Origin of the sequence: Pseudomonas glycinae, from assembly GCF_001594225.2 — a bacterium.
Classification (GTDB): Bacteria; Pseudomonadota; Gammaproteobacteria; order Pseudomonadales; family Pseudomonadaceae; genus Aquipseudomonas; species Aquipseudomonas glycinae.
Window position 1 is genome coordinate 4,740,523 of sequence record NZ_CP014205.2, and the last position, 15,083, is coordinate 4,755,605.

A 15,083-nucleotide genomic window follows, 5' to 3' on the forward strand; every position below is an offset into this window, starting at 1 on the left:
GCAGCCTGATGTCTCAGGGATCTGCAAGGTATGCGCTTTATCATCGGGTGGGCAGCCCTGGCGGCTGTGTTGCTGCTGTGTGCTTGTGAACGACAGGACGCAGTGCCGCTCGACCAGCAGCTTTACGTCTGGCAACGGCAATGGACGCCGGCCCATGAACCTGCGCTGAACGACAGTCGCAGCGACTTTTCGACGTTGCGGGTCTTGGCGTTGCAGGCTTTCCCGAATGCCGGATGGAGCTGGGCACGCATCGATACCGCGCTGCTGAAACACGATGCCCGGCCGTTGATCGCGGTGATTCGCCTCGACGGCCAGCTCAAGGCGCTCGACCCGCAAGCGGTTACGGCGCAAATCCTTCAAGTACTAGCCGACTGGCAAGGGCAGGGACTGACCCTGAGTGGCGTCGAGATCGACCATGACGCCGGCAGTGCCCGACTGTCCGCTTACACCGAATTCCTCACCCTCTTGCGCGGCGCATTGCCGGCCAACCTGCGCCTGAGCATCACTGCGTTACCTGCCTGGCTCGACAGCCCGCAGTTGCCGGCGCTGCTGGCGACCGTCGACAGTAGTGTGTTGCAGGTGCATGCCGTCAGCGATCCGCGTCGCGGTCTGTTCGATCCCGAGCAGGCGCGGCGCTGGGCCAAGGCCTGGGGGCGGGTGACCGACAAACCGTTTTATCTGGCGCTGCCGGCTTATGGCGTGGCGCTGTTGGCGGAGGCCGATGGTGGCCCGGTGGTGGAAAGCGAAGTGCCGCTCGAGCGCGGTGGCCAGCGACGCGAATTGCTCGCCGATCCGCAACAACTGGGCCGGCTGGCCATTGAACTTCGCGAGGATCGCCCGGCGCACCTGGCCGGTCTGATCTGGTTTCGCCTGCCGTTGGCCAACGACCGCAGAGCCTGGAGCCTGAGCACGCTGCGTGCGGTCGCCCGAGGCGATGCATTGAGCAGCCAGCTCGGCCTCACGTTCACCAATCAGAATGGCCTGCAAGACATCGCCCTGCGTAATGTCGGTAACCTCGACAGCGCCTGGCCCGCCCGCATCACCGTCAAGGCCCGGGGCTGCGAAGGCGCCGATGCGCTCGCCGGTTATGCGTTGCAACAGACGGCGGATCTGCTTACCTTCACCCGCCTGCGCGACGGCCGCCTGCCGGCGGGCGGGCAGCGGGCGATCGGTTGGGCTCGCTGCGCAAATATTGATCAAGGAGGTTCGCATGTTGACCCGTAACTGGCCTCGCCATCTGCTTTGCCTGAGCCTCAGCCTGCCGCTGGGCTCGGCGCTGGCCTGCGGCCCGGATTTTCCGATGCGTCTGCTCGACGATCGCGGGCAATCGCTGGCAGAAATGCCGGAGGGCAACTTCAGGTTCGAGATCAGTCGCCTCGGCAAAACCATTGCCGGGCTGAAGAACGTCACCGCCGCCACCCACAATCCGGATGACATCTACGCCGAGGCGCCAGATCCCGCCGAGGTGCGCGACAAGGCCGAGCAGATCGGCCTGACCCCTGAACAGCAAGCGCTGGTCAAACAACTGCGCGGCCTGACCGATGCGCATCAGGTTGACGTGCAGGGCGCGAGCCTGCCGGCGGAACTGCGTCTGTATGTGGCGGGCGCGGTGGCGTTCGGCGCCGGTGACCATCAACTGGCGGTCGAGTATTTCCGTCAGTTGCTGGCGCTGCCGGCCGATCAGCGGGCGTTACGCAGCACCTGGGCTGCCTATTCTCTGGGCCGGGCGTTCTTTGCCATGAGCAGCGAAGCGGGCGATGCGCTTGAAGCCTGGGAAAACGCTATCGACGCGTTCCGCCAGACGCGGCAACTGAGCATCGACGGTTTCAGCGATCCGCTGGAACTGGGCGTGGCCAGCCTTGGCGAAGAGGCGCGGGCGTTGCGCATGGCGGGTGACTGGAACAACGCCATCAAGCTGTATGCCGCGCAAAACCTGCACGGCTCGAACGTCGGTTACACCTCGCTGAAGCAGTTGATGAACGAACTGGCCGAGGAGCCCGAAGATCGGCTGGCGAAATTGCTGCGCCGCGAAGCGGTGCAGCAACTGGTGACCGCCTCGCTGATTAGCCGCATTGGCTGGTCGTTCGGCGATGAACAGCCGAACGAGAAGAAGCTGGTCAAGGCGCTGCAAGCGAGTACCCGAGGCAGCCTCGACAACGCTGATCGCCTGGCGGCGATGAATTATCAGCAAGGCGATTACGCCAGCGCCAAGGCGTTCCTCGAACACGCGGGCGACAGCGGTCTGGCGTGGTGGCTGCGGGCAAAACTGGCCGTGCGCGATGGCGACCGGAACGCAGCGGCTGCGGCCTACGCGAAAGCTGCGCAAGCGTTCCCGCAGGACGAATCCTGGGGCGAGCGGCGCACCGCCGACTGGAATCTCGAAACCGTGCAGCCCAAATGCCGGGTCGAAGGTGAAAGCGCAATTCTTGCGCTGCAACGTGGCGAGTACCTGCAGGCCTTCGACCAGTTGTATCGCAGCCAGCATATTTACTGGTTCGACGCGGCGACCGTGGCCGAGCGAGTGCTGACGGTCGATGAGCTGAAAAACTATGTCGATACCAACGTCCCGGCACCGCCCGCGCTGAGCCAGCAGGATCGCGACAATTACGTGCCGCTGCCAGTGGCCGCCAGCCTGCGCAATCTGCTGGGTCGGCGCCTGTTGCGTGAGGGGCATTACGAAGAAGCGGTCGGTTATTTCGACAATGCTGATCTGCAGAACAAGGCCCGGCTCTATGGCCAGCAACGCCTCAAGGCCGACTCGGCTTGGTGGCCGACCAAGCGTGCCAGCGCGCTGTTCAATGCCGCGTGGACGGCCCGTGAGTGGGGCATGGACATCCTGGGCTATGAAATGGCTCCGGATTACGCGACCTTCGGCGGCAACTACAGCCTGGAAAATACCGAGCTGAAAGTCGGCCCGCTGGTCAGCGAAGCCGAAGTGCAACGTCAGAAGGCAAGTGAAGCGCAACCGGATGAGCGTTATCACTATCGTTTTGTCGCCACGGCGCTGGCCAGCCGTGCGGCAGACAATCTGCCGCACACCAGCCAGGCGTTCGCCGCCGTGTTGTGCTCGGCGGCGGGCTGGAACAGCAGCCTGGAAGAGCAGAGCGCCTTGTACAAACGCTATGTCGACGAAGGGCCGTACGTGCCGTGGGCCGTAGATTTCGGCCATCAGTGTCCTTATCCGGACTTCGAAAGTGCCGACAAGCGCTATGTCACTCAGGTGACCGACTCGGTGCGTTCGACACTGCGGCCGTACAAGTGGCCGGTGCAGATCGGTGCAATCGTGGCCTTCACCGCTGTGGCGTTGTTGCTGATTACCCGCCGCCAGCGCAAGGCTCGCAAAACCTAAGCCTGCTGGACAAACGTCAGGCGCACGGCGAAGCCGATCAACAGGCTGCCGAACAGCCACTGTTGCACCCGTTGGGCCGTCGGGTTGTGCTTCAGCCAGCGGCCCAGCGCGGCGCCGGTCAGGGCGTAGGCGCTGTCGAACAACAGACCGGCGCCCACCAGAATTGCGCCGAGCACGGCGAATTGCGTCAGCACCGGTGCGCCATTTGCCACGATGAACTGCGGCAGCAACACCGAGCAGAACAGCAACGCTTTCGGGTTGAGCAGGTTGGTCAGCAGGCCGCGACGGATGGCGGCGTACCACTGCGCATGACTGTCCGTGAGGGTGTCGGCGTTCAGATCCGGCAGCAACGTGGTGCGCAGGCATTGAATACCGATCCACAGCAAATACGCCGCCCCGGCGATTCGCACGGTATCGAACGTCCACGGCGCCGCCTTGAACAGCGCCGCCAGCCCCAATGCCGCGAGCGCTACATGACAGCCTCGGGCAACGGCCAGGCCCACCGCCGTGGCCAGCGCTGCGCCGCGTCCCTGACGGGCACCGGTCTGCAACAGCAGGATCATGTCCGGGCCGGGCAACAGAAAGACCACTGCCAGCGCCAGGAAAAACATCCAGAGACTTGCCATGTCGCACCCCTTTCGTTGTCGATTCGGTCGCCTCAGTCTAGGGCCGAAGGGCAGGGCAGGTGGTTGCGAAGTCAGCTTCTAAAGGCCTCTGAATTGGCATAATCTGCGCTCTTTCACCGCCTAAACCATCAGGATCTGCCAACCATGAAACTTGATGCCTTCGACCGCAAGATTCTCGCCGCGCTGCAACGGGACGGGCGCCTGAGCAACGTGCAGTTGGCCGACGAAATCGGTCTGTCGGCATCGCCGTGCCTGCGCCGGGTGCGGATGCTGGAGGAGGCCGGGGTGATTCGCGGTTATCAGGCCAATCTGGATCGTGATGAAGTGGGGTTGGGGCTGACGGTGTTTGTCGGGGTCAAGGTCGAACGGCACAACGACGAACAGGCCGAGGCGTTTCATCGGGCGGTGACGGCATTGCCGGAGGTTATTTCCGCGTTTCTGGTGTCCGGGGAATCGGACTTTCTGCTGCAAGTGGTGGTGCCGGATCTGCGCGCCTATGACCGCTTTCTCACCGGGTGCCTGTTGAAGCTGCCGGGGGTGAGCGATATCCGCAGCAATTTTGCGATCCACACGGTGAAGACGCCCGGCGCGTTGCCGCTGGGGCATCTGCCGTCCTGATACTTCCCGCATTGCGCGGGAAGTATTCGCACAGTGCTTACATCTGCGTCGCCATCCCCTCGACATTCATTGCCGCCTGACGCAACGCTTCGGAGCGGGTTGGATGCGGGTGGCAGGTCAGCGCGATGTCCTCGGCCGAGGCGCTGAACTCCATGGCCACGCAGAACTCGCCGATCATTTCACTGACGCTCGGGCCAACCAGGTGCACGCCGAGGACTTCGTCGGTGCGCTCATCGGCGATGACTTTGGCGAAGCCTTCGGTCTCGTGATTGATCTTCGCCCGGCTGTTGGCGGTGAACGGGAATTTGCCGACCTTGTACGCCCGGCCTTCGGCCTTCAGCTGCTCTTCGGTCTTGCCGACGCTGGCCAGCTCGGGGCGGGTGTAGATCACGTTGGGAATCAGGTCGTAATTGACCTCGCCGGCCTTGCCGACGATCTGTTCGATGCAGGCCATGGCTTCGTCTTCGGCCTTGTGCGCGAGCATCGGCCCCGAGGTCACGTCACCGATCACCCACACGCCAGGCGCTTCAGTGCGATGCTGTTTATTGGCGAGCATGCCGCGTTTGTCGGTGCTCAGGCCGACGTTTTCCAGGCCCAGGCCCTGGGTGTACGGACGACGTCCGATGGCCACCAGCACGTAATCGGCTTCAAGGATTTCCGCGCTGCCGCCAGCGGCGGGCTCGACGCTGAGTTGTACGCCGTTGGCCGATGAAGTGGCACTGGTCACTTTCGAGCTCAGCTTGAAGCTGATGCCCTGTTTGCTCAGCGAACGTTGCAGGGTCTTGCCGGCTTCGCCGTCGACGCCGGGGCAGATGCGGTCGAGGTATTCCACAACCGTCACCTGCGCGCCGAGCCGGCGCCAGACCGAACCGAGTTCGAGGCCGATCACGCCTGCACCAATCACCACCAGATGCTTGGGCACTTCGCTCAAGGACAGCGCACCGGTCGAGTCGAGGATGCGCTTGTTGTCGATCTCCACGCCGGGCAGGGGAGTGGGTTCGGAGCCGGTGGCGATGACGATGTCCTTGGCCGTCAGTTCGATGCGGCTGCCCTGATCACCGGTCACGCTGACTTTTCCGGGGCCGTCGATGTGGCCCCAGCCCTTGATCCAGTCGACCTTGTTTTTGCGGAACAGGAATTCAATGCCTTTGGTCAGGCCGCTCACGCTTTCGTCTTTCTGCTTCATCATTTGCGCAAGGTTGAGCGTGGGTTTGACTTCGATGCCGAGGTTGGCGAACTCCGCGCCCAGCGCCGCTTCGTAGAGCTCTGACGCATGCAAAAGCGCCTTGGACGGCATGCAGCCGACGTTCAGGCAGGTGCCACCCAGCGTGGCGCGGCCCTCGACGCACGCGGCCTTGAGGCCCAACTGGCCGGCGCGGATCGCTGCGTTATAACCGCCGGGGCCACCGCCCAGAATCACCACGTCATAGTTGCTCATGCTCTTGCTCCTGGCTGAAGGATGCGGATCAGTAAAAGTAGTTCGTGCTAAAAATTACGAACGTAATATGAGCGTTTCCCGACATTTCGGTCAAGGCTTCAGGCAAGCGACAGGTTGCGCATCTTTGAATGATGCAAATGAGTACAAATATTTCACGACTTTCGTTATATCGTAACGATATGTGCAGTGAGCCAAGTGTTTTGGGGGGATATGCAAGTCGATCTGGATGAAGGCACGCCGGTCACCGGGTTGCCGCGCTTTCAGCAAGCGGCGACGCAGGGCCGGCGTTTGCGTCGCCTGGCGATCGGTCTGGGTGCGTTGGCCGGGGCAGGGTGGGTGCTGGCGTTTTTTGTCGGACTGTTTGCGCCGCAATCGCTGTGGCCCGCGCTGCTGGTCAATCAGAGCGCGGCGTTGCTGGTGCTGGTGGCTAGCCTGCAATCGGCGTGGTGGGTGACGCAATGGCGGGCGCGGGTGATCAATCCCGTCGTGCCGATGACGGCTGCTGAAGAACCTGCGCCAGAAGGCTGGTACGAGCGACTGTTGGATCGGATGAGCCAGCGCAGTCTGCAACTGCTCGGGCAGATCGGCGCAGCCACGTTGTGGCTGGGCGGGTGGTCGTTGCTGGTGCTGCTGAGCGTCGAACAGACGTGGAATCTGACGCTGCCGGCGGCGGGTGTGGGGCTGTCCGCCACGGTCGGCGCGGCCATCGCGTTGCTCTTGGCGTTCGGTCTGCTGGTGCTGGAGCGACAGCTGGCCCAGGAAAATCCGGCGCAATGGCCCGAGGCCGGAGCGCTGGCGCAGCTGACTCGAGTGGCAATCATCAGTCTGGTGCTGGGCGCGTTGTGTTTGTTGTTCGTCAGTGACAGTGCAATCTGGCCGGTGCGGCTGGCAGTGTTGATTGGCATTTTGCCGGGGCTGGTTGCCCTGGAATTGCTGCTGCGTGCGCTGCTGTCGTTGTTCAGCCCGCGCCGTGAACAACTCGAACCGGTGCTGCTGGCGCGCAGTTTCGTCGCCGATCTGCTGCGCTGGCCGCCACAACCGTTGCTCGCGTTGCAGCATGAGTTGCATAACCGCTTCGGCATCGATCTGCGTCAGATCTGGGCCTTCAGTTACATGCGTCGCGCGTTCTTGCCGGTGTTGGTACTGGTGGCAGCGGTAGGCTGGTTGCTCACCGGCCTTCACGAAATTCCGATGCAAAGCCGTGGCATTTACGAGCGTTTCGGCAAACCGGTGCAGGTGTTCGGGCCGGGGCTGCACGCCGGTTTGCCCTGGCCGCTGGGGCGGGTGCTGAGTGTTGAAAACGGCGTGGTGCATGAACTGGCGACCAGCGTCGGCGAGAACCCGGCGCCCGTGCAGTTGGACCCGGCAGAAGGCCCGGCGCCACTCACCGCCAACCGTTTGTGGGACGCCAGCCACGTCAATGACAAGTCACAGGTGATCGCCAGCAGCCGTGGCGATCAGCAGAGCTTTCAGATCGTCAACATGGACGTGCGCTTCGTCTATCGCATCGGTCTGAGCGATCAAGCCGCGTTGGCCGCCACCTATAACAGCGCCGACGTGCCGACGCTGATCCGCAGCACCGCCAGCCGGATTCTGGTGCACGACTTTGCTTCGCGCACCCTCGACGGATTGCTCGGCGAGGACAGGACCGGGCTCGCTGAAGAAATTGGCCGCGCCGTGCAAAGCGATTTGCAGAAGCTCGACAGCGGCGTGGAAATTCTCGCCACGGTGGTCGAAGCAATTCACCCGCCGGCCGGGGCGGCCAATGCCTATCACAGCGTGCAGGCGGCTCAGATCGGTGCTCAGGCGTTGATCTCCCGCGAGCGCGGTGCCGCTGCCGAAGCGAGTAATCAGGCGCAGTTGCAGGCCAGCCTCGCTCGGGATCAGGCCAGTGCCAACGCCCATGAAATCAACGCCACGGCCCGGGCGGCGGATCTGAAATTCAGCGCTGAACAAAAGGCTTACGCCAGCGCAGGCCAGGCCTTCCTGCTGGAGCAATACCTCAGCCAACTCAGCCAGGGTTTGAGCAGAGCCAAACTTTTGGTACTCGACCATCGTCTGAGCGGCAGCAGTAACGCACCGACCATCGACCTGCGTACGTTCACGCTGCCGGCAGATCCGGCGCGCACCACCGCTCAGCCAGGAGCCAGCCATTGAGCCAGTCGCACACTCACGATCACCATGACCACAGCGGCCACGATCATGCTCATGGCAGCGGTCATCACCATCACGGGCATCATCACCATCACCACGGTGCGCCGGAAGACGCGGGGCCTTTTCCGTGGAAACGCATGGGCTGGGCGGGATTGCTGGTGGCGTTCGCCATCGCGGCGGCGAGCCTGGTGCAAGTGCGCTCCGGTGAAGCCACGGTCATCACCCGGTTCGGCAACCCGTCCCGCGTGTTGCTGGAACCGGGGCTGAGCTGGCGTTGGCCGGCGCCGTTCGAAGCAGCGATTCCGGTGGACCTGCGTTTGCGCACGACCTCCAGCGGCTTGCAGGATGTCGGCACCCGCGACGGTCTGCGCATCATCGTGCAGGCGTACGTGGCCTGGCAGGTGCAGGGCGATCCCGACAACGTGCAGCGCTTCATGCGCGCGGTGCAGAACCAGCCGGACGAAGCGGCGCGGCAGATTCGCACGTTTGTCGGCTCGGCACTGGAAACCACGGCCAGCAGTTTTGATCTGGCCAATCTGGTCAATACCGATGCCAGTCAGGTTCGAATCGCCGATTTTGAAGCGCAGTTGCGTCAGCAAATCGATCAGCAACTGCTCGCGACTTACGGCGTGCGCGTGGTGCAGGTGGGCATCGAACGGCTGACCTTGCCATCGGTGACCCTGACCGCAACGGTTGACCGGATGCGCGCAGAGCGTGAAACCATCGCCACCGAACGCACTGCCATCGGCAAACGTGAAGCGGCGCAGATCCGCTCCGCCGCCGAACGCGATGCGCGAATCGTGCAAGCCGATGCCACGGTGAAAGCCGCCGATATCGAAGCCCAATCGCGGGTGGAAGCGGCGCAGATTTACGGGCGTGCTTACGCCGGTTCGCCACAGCTGTATAACTTGCTTCGTTCGCTGGACACCCTCGGCACTATCGTTTCGCCAGACACCAAACTGATCCTGCGCACCGACGCCGCGCCATTCCGGGTGTTGGTCGACGGTCCGCCGAATCTCGACAGCAAGAGCGGATTGCAGCCATGAATGAAGTTCCACGTGGAACACATTCGCTGAACAGTCCGTGGATTCAAGCAGGACGTTTGGCGTTTTTCGCGCTGTACGCGGTAACCGTGCTCGCGGCATTGGCCTGGGCATTTTCCAATGTCCGGCAGATCGATCCGCAAAACCGAGCGGTGGTTTTGCATTTCGGAGCGCTGGATCGCATTCAGAATGCCGGGCTGTTGTTGGCGTGGCCGCAGCCGTTCGAACAGGTGGTTTTATTGCCGGCGGCGGATCGGGTGATCGAGCGCAGAGTGGAAAACTTGCTGCGCAGCGATCAGGCCCTGCAGGCGGATCGCGTGGCAACCTTCGCCACGCCGCTGAGTGATGCGCTGGCCGGTTCCGGTTATCTGCTCACCGGTGATGCCGGTGTTGTGCAGCTGGATGTGCGGGTGTTCTACAAAGTCACCGATCCCTATGACTTCGTACTGCAAGGCGAACATGTGCTGCCGGCGCTGGATCGAGTGGTAACGCGTAGCGCAGTCGCACTGACGGCAGCGCGGGATCTGGACACGATTCTGGTGGCGCGACCGGAGTTGATCGGCGCTGATAATCAGGCTGCCGAACGTCGTGAAAGGTTGCGCGGTGACCTGGTGCAAGGCATCAACCGACGTCTCGCCGAGTTGAAGGCGAGCGGGCAGGGCATCGGCATCGAAGTGGCGAGGGTCGATGTGCAATCGAGTCTGCCGGAGCCGGCGGTGAGTGCGTTCAACGCCGTCCTCACCGCCAGCCAGCAAGCCGACAAAGCGGTCGCCAATGCCCGCACGGAAGCTGAGAAACTCACCCAGTCCGCCAACGAGCAAGCCGACCGCACGCTGCAAGTCGCCCACGCCCAGGCCGGTGAGCGCCTGGCCAAAGCCTCCGCCGACACGGCGACGGTGTTGAGTCTGGCCAAGGCGCAACAGCAGGGCACGGACCCGCAACTGCTGTTGCGTCTGTACCGCGAGCGGATGCCGAAGATTCTCGGTCAGGCCGGTTCGGTGACCACGGTTGATCCGAAAGACGATTCACGCCTGATCATTCAGGGAGCCAGCCAATGACTGCAACCACCTCCGCTCCGAGCCTGTTGTCCTCGGCCGAACAACGCCGCGCCGCGCGCCAGTTGACCCTGGCGATGCTCGCCCTCGGCTTGCTCGGTCTGGGGCTGATCTGGCGCTGGCTGATGCCGGAGCAAACCGGCGTCAGTCAGTTGTTGCTCGGATTCGCTTCTTTATTAGTCGCGGTGCCGGTAATGCGTTCGGCGTGGTTCAGCCTGCGTTATCCGAGCCTGCACGGCATCACCGACCAGTTGATCGCCCTGGCAATGATAGGAGCCTGGGCCACGGGTGATCTGCTCACGGCCGCGTTGTTGCCGATCATCATGATCTTCGGCCACGTGCTGGAAGAGCGCAGTGTGATCGGTTCCCAGGAAGCGATTCATGCCCTCGGCCAATTGACCCGCAGCCATGCGCGCAAGGTGCAGGCGGACGGCTCGATCATCGAAGTCGACAACGGCACGCTCAAGGCCGGCGATAACGTCGAAGTGCGCGCCGGGGATCGGGTGCCGGCGGACGGTCGGGTTTTATCCGGCCAGGCCAGCCTCGACACGGCGTCGATCACCGGTGAGTCGGTACCGGTGGAGGCGGGCGTCGGCATGGCGGTGTTCGGCGGCGCGATCAACCTCGACGGGTTGCTGCGAATCGAAGTGACCCGTACCGGGGATGAATCTACCCTCGGCAAAGTCATCGCGCTGATGCAGAACGCCGAACGCTCCAAGCCACCGATCACCCGTTTGCTTGAACGTTATGCCGGCAGTTACATGGTGCTGGTGTTGCTGCTCGCGGCGGTGACCTGGTTCATCACCAACGATGCACAGGCGATGCTCGCGGTGCTGGTGGCGGCATGCCCATGCGCGCTGGTGTTGTCAGCGCCGGCCACGGCGATTGCCGGGGTGGCGGTGGCGGCGCGGCACGGGATTCTGATTCGCAGTTCGGCATTTCTTGAGGAGCTGGCTGATCTCACTTCGCTGGTCGTCGACAAGACTGGCACTCTGACTTACGGCACGCTGCGCTTGCAGTCGATCAACAGCCCGCGAGCGGATCACGGGTCGGTGATGGCGCTGGCTGCAAGCCTGGGTGCGGCGAGCAGCCATCCGGTCAGCCGCGCGCTGGCCGGACTGGTCAGCGCGGAACAGGTGCTGGTGCTGACCGATATTCATGAGCGGCAGGGGTTGGGCGTGGTCGCCGGGACGGAGCAAGGCGAGGCCGCGCTCGGGCGCCCGGAGCTGTTTGCGCAGTTGGGCATCCCGACCACGGCGATCCCCGAACACGATGGCCCGATTGCCGGGTTGGCATTGAACGGCGAATTCCTCGCCTGGCTGTTGCTGGCCGACACCGTCAAACCGGAAGCGCGATTTGCGCTGAGTGAACTGCGTGACCTCGGATTGGGACGACAACTGCTGTTGACCGGTGACCGGCAAAGCGTCGCGCAGACACTGGCCAAGGATGTCGGCCTGCACGAAGTCGAAGCCCAGGCGTTGCCCGAAGACAAACTCAATCGAGTGCTCAAGGAAATCGACAACGGCTTCCGGCCGATGGTGGTCGGCGACGGGATCAATGACTCGCTGGCGCTCAAAGCGGGAGTGGTCGGTGTGGCGATGGGCGCGGGTGGCGCGGACATCGCGCTGGCCTCCGCCGATATCGTGCTGATCGGCAGCGACCTGCGTCGGCTCGGCACCTGCGTGCGCCTTAGTCGTCAGTGTCGACGGACCTTGCAAGTGAACGTGATCATTGGCCTGGGCTGGACGCTGGCCATTGTGGTGTTCGCGGCCTTCGGCTGGCTCGGTGCAGCGGGGGCGATGATCGCTGCATTGCTGCACAACCTGAGCACGTTGCTGGTGCTGGGCAATGCCGGTCGCCTGCTGCGGTTTCAGGAGCCGCTGCTGAAGCTGAAGGCGTCGGACTGATCATTTTTCGAACTGTGCGCCGCCCTCGCAGTCATTTGAGAAGGCGCACTGAAGCAAGGATGACAGCGCCATTACAGCCTGTGCGGCTGATAGTCGGCGACTATCAAATCGATAGCCTGCTAATTTTCAAGGATGGTCTACCCTCAGATCAGACGTCTGAAACCAGGGGGATATTCCATGCTCGCGCAACTTCCACCGGCCTTACAGAATCTGCAGCTTCCGCTGCGCCTGCGACTCTGGGACGGCCATGAATTCAATCTGGGCCCGGCGCCCAGCGTCACCATCGTGGTCAAGGACCCGTTGATGGTGTCCCAGTTGACCCATCCAAGTCTCGACGCGCTGGGGGCGGCGTTCGTCGAGGGAAAACTCGAACTGGAGGGCTCGATCAGCGAAGTCATCCGGGTGTGCGATGAGCTGAGCTCCGCGCTGCTCGATGAAGACGAGGACAGTCAGCCGGTGCGTACGCTCCACGACAAGGAAACCGACGCCAAAGCCATTTCCTATCACTACGACCTGTCCAACGCGTTCTACCAGCTGTGGCTGGACAGCGACATGGCGTATTCCTGCGCGTATTTCGAAACCGGCAGCGAATCCCTGGAGCAAGCCCAGCAAGCCAAGTTCCGACACCTGTGCCGCAAGCTGCGTCTGCAGCCCGGCGACTATTTGCTGGACGTTGGTTGCGGTTGGGGTGGACTGGCGCGTTATGCCGCCCGTGAGTTCGGCGCCAAGGTCTTCGGGATCACCCTGAGCAAAGAGCAACTGGCGCTGGCCCGTGAGCGGGTCAAAGCCGAGGGGCTGGAAGATCAGATCGAACTGCAACTGCTCGACTACCGCGATCTGCCCCAGGACGGGCGTTTCGACAAAGTGGTCAGCGTCGGCATGTTCGAGCACGTCGGCCACGCCAACCTCGCCGAATACTGCAAAACCCTGTTCGGCGCGGTGAAAGAGGGCGGTCTGGTGATGAATCACGGCATCACCGCCAAGCACACCGATGGCCGCCCTGTGGGGCGCGGCGCCGGGGATTTCATCGAGAAATATGTGTTCCCCAACGGCGAGCTGCCGCACCTGGCGATGATCTCGGCCGAGATCAGCGAAGCGGGTCTGGAGATTGTCGACGTCGAGAGTTTGCGCCTGCATTACGCACGCACTCTGGACCACTGGAGCGAACGGCTGGAGGACAACCTTGAAGCCGCCGCGAAACTGGTGCCGGACCAGGCGTTGCGTATCTGGCGTCTGTACCTGGCGGGCTGCGCTTATGCATTCGCTCGCGGCTGGATCAATCTGCACCAGATCCTCGCTGTGAAGGCCCATGCCGACGGCAGCCATGAACTGCCGTGGACGAGGGACGACATCTACCATCCTTGAACCTAGAGAATCGGTGAAATAAGCCGGGCGATCCGCATGCCGACCTGTTGCAGGCGGTGGATCTCCCGGCTTTCTTCTTTGGCGACCTCGTAGGCCAGGGCGAAGTCGTCGTTGAGCATCTGTTCCACGCTGGCGGCGAATTCGCTGTCGACGGTCAGCAGCATCACCTCGAAATTCAGCCGGAACGAACGATTGTCCAGATTGGCGCTGCCGATGGCGCTGATTTCGCTGTCGATCAACACCACTTTCTGATGCAGGAACCCCGGTTCGTAGCGGAATACCCGCACGCCGGCGCGTACCGCTTCGAAGGCGTAAAGGCTGGAGGCGGCGTAGACGATGCGGTGGTCGGGACGCGAAGGCAGCAACAGGCGCACGTCGACCCCGCGCAAAACTGCGAGGCGCAACGCCGCGAACACGGCTTCGTCAGGAATGAAGTAGGGGCTGGTGATCCACACGCGTTCGGTGGCGGCGTGGATGGCCTCAACAAAGAACAGCGAGCAGGTTTCGTAAGCATCCGCCGGGCCGCTTGCAAGCAATTGGCAAAGCACGCCGTCATCCGGGTAAGCGTCCGGCAGGATCAGCGGCGGCAATGTCCGCGCGGCCCAGAACCAGTCTTCGGCAAACGACTCCTGCATGCACGCCACCACGGGGCCGCGCACCTGGACGTGGGTGTCGCGCCACGGTGCCAGCGGTGGCTTTTCACCCATGTATTCGTCGCCGACGTTGTGACCGCCGACAAACCCGATCAGCCCGTCGACCACCACGATCTTACGGTGGTTGCGAAAATTCACCTGGAACCGATTGAGCCAGCCGCTGCGGGTGGCGAACGCCTTGACCTCGACGCCGCCGTCGCGCAGCGCCTGCACGTAGCTGTGGGGCAGGGCATGGCTGCCGATGCGGTCGTAGAGCAAATGAATCACCACGCCTTCGGCCGCTTTTTTCAGCAACAGGTCGCGTAGGCGCTGACCAAGACGATCGTCGTGAATGATGAAAAACTGGATCAGCACCGCTTCCCGCGCCTGGTCGATTGCGTGGAAAATCGCCTCGAAGGTGGCCGCGCCATTGATCAGCAATTGCACTTCATTGTTGGCCAGGCACGGCATGCGCCCCAGCTTCGGCATCGCGCGCAATGAGTCGTAAGCATTCGAGGCGCGGGCGGTCAGGGCTTCTTCCACCCACGGCCGCCAGTTGAGTTCGGAAATCGCCAGGCGCATCTGTTCGTTGGCCTGGCGGCGGGCCTTGATGTAGCCATCGAAGGTGCTGCGGCCGAACACCAGATAAGGAATCAGGGTGAGGTAGGGAATAAAGATCAGCGACAGCGCCCAAGCGATCGAGCCTTGGGCGGTGCGGACGGTCAACACGGCATGGATCGCGGCGATCGAGCCGAGGGTGTGTATCAGGGCGATCAGATAACCGAAAATGTGCGGTCCGAAATAATCCATGGGGCAACCTTGCTCCTGAAGATTCAATGCTTAACAGACCATGTTCCATGGCGATTGTCGCTATTTGTTTTCACGCCGCCAGCGCC

General features: G+C 62.8%; 11 protein-coding genes. 8 read left to right on the forward strand and 3 right to left on the reverse strand.

Features of this window, described 5'->3' with window-relative positions:
* The first annotated feature begins 30 nt into the window (after positions 1-30).
* The gene (locus AWU82_RS21680) at positions 31-1,224 is read left to right on the forward strand and encodes a DUF3142 domain-containing protein (RefSeq protein WP_064379693.1); all 1,194 of its coding nucleotides are present in this window, start codon (positions 31-33) and stop codon (positions 1,222-1,224) included.
* Positions 1,211-3,349, forward strand: a complete 2,139-nt coding sequence (locus AWU82_RS21685) for a hypothetical protein (protein WP_064379696.1) — start codon at positions 1,211-1,213, stop codon at positions 3,347-3,349. The genes AWU82_RS21680 and AWU82_RS21685 overlap by 14 nt, the downstream gene beginning before the upstream one ends.
* Here AWU82_RS21685 and AWU82_RS21690 read toward each other — a convergent pair.
* Complete coding sequence (locus AWU82_RS21690) at positions 3,346-3,975, reverse strand: LysE family translocator (protein WP_064379697.1); 630 nt, start codon at positions 3,973-3,975, stop codon at positions 3,346-3,348. The genes AWU82_RS21685 and AWU82_RS21690 overlap by 4 nt on opposite strands.
* Positions 3,976-4,119: 144 nt before the next feature.
* Between AWU82_RS21690 and AWU82_RS21695 the strand changes: the two genes are divergently transcribed.
* Entirely contained in the window at positions 4,120-4,593 is a 474-nt protein-coding gene (locus tag AWU82_RS21695; RefSeq protein WP_007954205.1) for an Lrp/AsnC family transcriptional regulator, read from the forward strand.
* A 37-nt stretch (positions 4,594-4,630) separates the two neighbouring features.
* Here the strand turns inward: AWU82_RS21695 and lpdA are convergent, their stop codons facing one another.
* A complete protein-coding gene (gene lpdA / locus AWU82_RS21700) occupies positions 4,631-6,031 on the reverse strand; it encodes a dihydrolipoyl dehydrogenase (protein ID WP_011336663.1) in 1,401 nt (466 codons plus the stop codon).
* A gap of 210 nt (positions 6,032-6,241) precedes the next feature.
* Here lpdA and hflK (AWU82_RS21705) point away from each other — a divergent pair, with 210 nt between their 5' ends.
* The 5 genes from hflK (AWU82_RS21705) (at position 6,242) to cfaB (ending at position 13,555) form a co-directional block, all read left to right on the forward strand.
* Entirely contained in the window at positions 6,242-8,188 is a 1,947-nt protein-coding gene (hflK, locus tag AWU82_RS21705; RefSeq protein ID WP_064379699.1) for a protease modulator HflK, read from the forward strand.
* Positions 8,185-9,231 carry a protease modulator HflC gene (gene hflC, locus AWU82_RS21710; RefSeq protein ID WP_064379701.1) on the forward strand — a complete coding sequence of 349 codons (1,047 nt, stop codon included), beginning with the start codon at positions 8,185-8,187 and terminating at the stop codon, positions 9,229-9,231. Before hflK (AWU82_RS21705) ends, hflC begins: the two co-directional genes overlap by 4 nt.
* Positions 9,228-10,286, forward strand: coding sequence for a protease modulator HflK (hflK, locus tag AWU82_RS21715; protein ID WP_064379703.1), 1,059 nt, complete (start codon positions 9,228-9,230; stop codon positions 10,284-10,286). Before hflC ends, hflK (AWU82_RS21715) begins: the two co-directional genes overlap by 4 nt.
* Positions 10,283-12,190, forward strand: a complete 1,908-nt coding sequence (locus AWU82_RS21720) for a heavy metal translocating P-type ATPase (RefSeq protein ID WP_064379706.1) — start codon at positions 10,283-10,285, stop codon at positions 12,188-12,190. Before hflK (AWU82_RS21715) ends, AWU82_RS21720 begins: the two co-directional genes overlap by 4 nt.
* A gap of 177 nt (positions 12,191-12,367) precedes the next feature.
* Positions 12,368-13,555 (forward strand): C17 cyclopropane fatty acid synthase CfaB, encoded by a 1,188-nt coding sequence (gene cfaB / locus AWU82_RS21725; RefSeq protein ID WP_064379710.1) that lies wholly within the window; start codon positions 12,368-12,370, stop codon positions 13,553-13,555.
* 2 nt (positions 13,556-13,557) lie between these two features.
* Here the strand turns inward: cfaB and cls are convergent, their stop codons facing one another.
* Positions 13,558-14,997 (reverse strand): cardiolipin synthase, encoded by a 1,440-nt coding sequence (cls, locus tag AWU82_RS21730; RefSeq protein WP_064379711.1) that lies wholly within the window; start codon positions 14,995-14,997, stop codon positions 13,558-13,560.
* Positions 14,998-15,083: the final 86 nt, after the last annotated feature.

Excerpts from the sequence above, each read along its gene's own strand:
- hflK (WP_064379699.1), top strand. The coding sequence starts at position 6,242 with ATGCAAGTCGATCTGGATGAAGGCACGCCGGTCACCGGGTTGCCGCGC.
- AWU82_RS21680 (WP_064379693.1), top strand. The coding sequence starts at position 31 with ATGCGCTTTATCATCGGGTGGGCAGCCCTGGCGGCTGTGTTGCTGCTG.
- AWU82_RS21695 (WP_007954205.1), top strand. The coding sequence starts at position 4,120 with ATGAAACTTGATGCCTTCGACCGCAAGATTCTCGCCGCGCTGCAACGG.
- hflK (WP_064379703.1), top strand. The coding sequence starts at position 9,228 with ATGAATGAAGTTCCACGTGGAACACATTCGCTGAACAGTCCGTGGATT.
- cfaB (WP_064379710.1), top strand. The coding sequence starts at position 12,368 with ATGCTCGCGCAACTTCCACCGGCCTTACAGAATCTGCAGCTTCCGCTG.
- cls (WP_064379711.1), bottom strand. The coding sequence starts at position 14,997 with ATGGATTATTTCGGACCGCACATTTTCGGTTATCTGATCGCCCTGATA.
- lpdA (WP_011336663.1), bottom strand. The coding sequence starts at position 6,031 with ATGAGCAACTATGACGTGGTGATTCTGGGCGGTGGCCCCGGCGGTTAT.
- AWU82_RS21690 (WP_064379697.1), bottom strand. The coding sequence starts at position 3,975 with ATGGCAAGTCTCTGGATGTTTTTCCTGGCGCTGGCAGTGGTCTTTCTG.
- AWU82_RS21685 (WP_064379696.1), top strand. The coding sequence starts at position 1,211 with ATGTTGACCCGTAACTGGCCTCGCCATCTGCTTTGCCTGAGCCTCAGC.
- AWU82_RS21720 (WP_064379706.1), top strand. The coding sequence starts at position 10,283 with ATGACTGCAACCACCTCCGCTCCGAGCCTGTTGTCCTCGGCCGAACAA.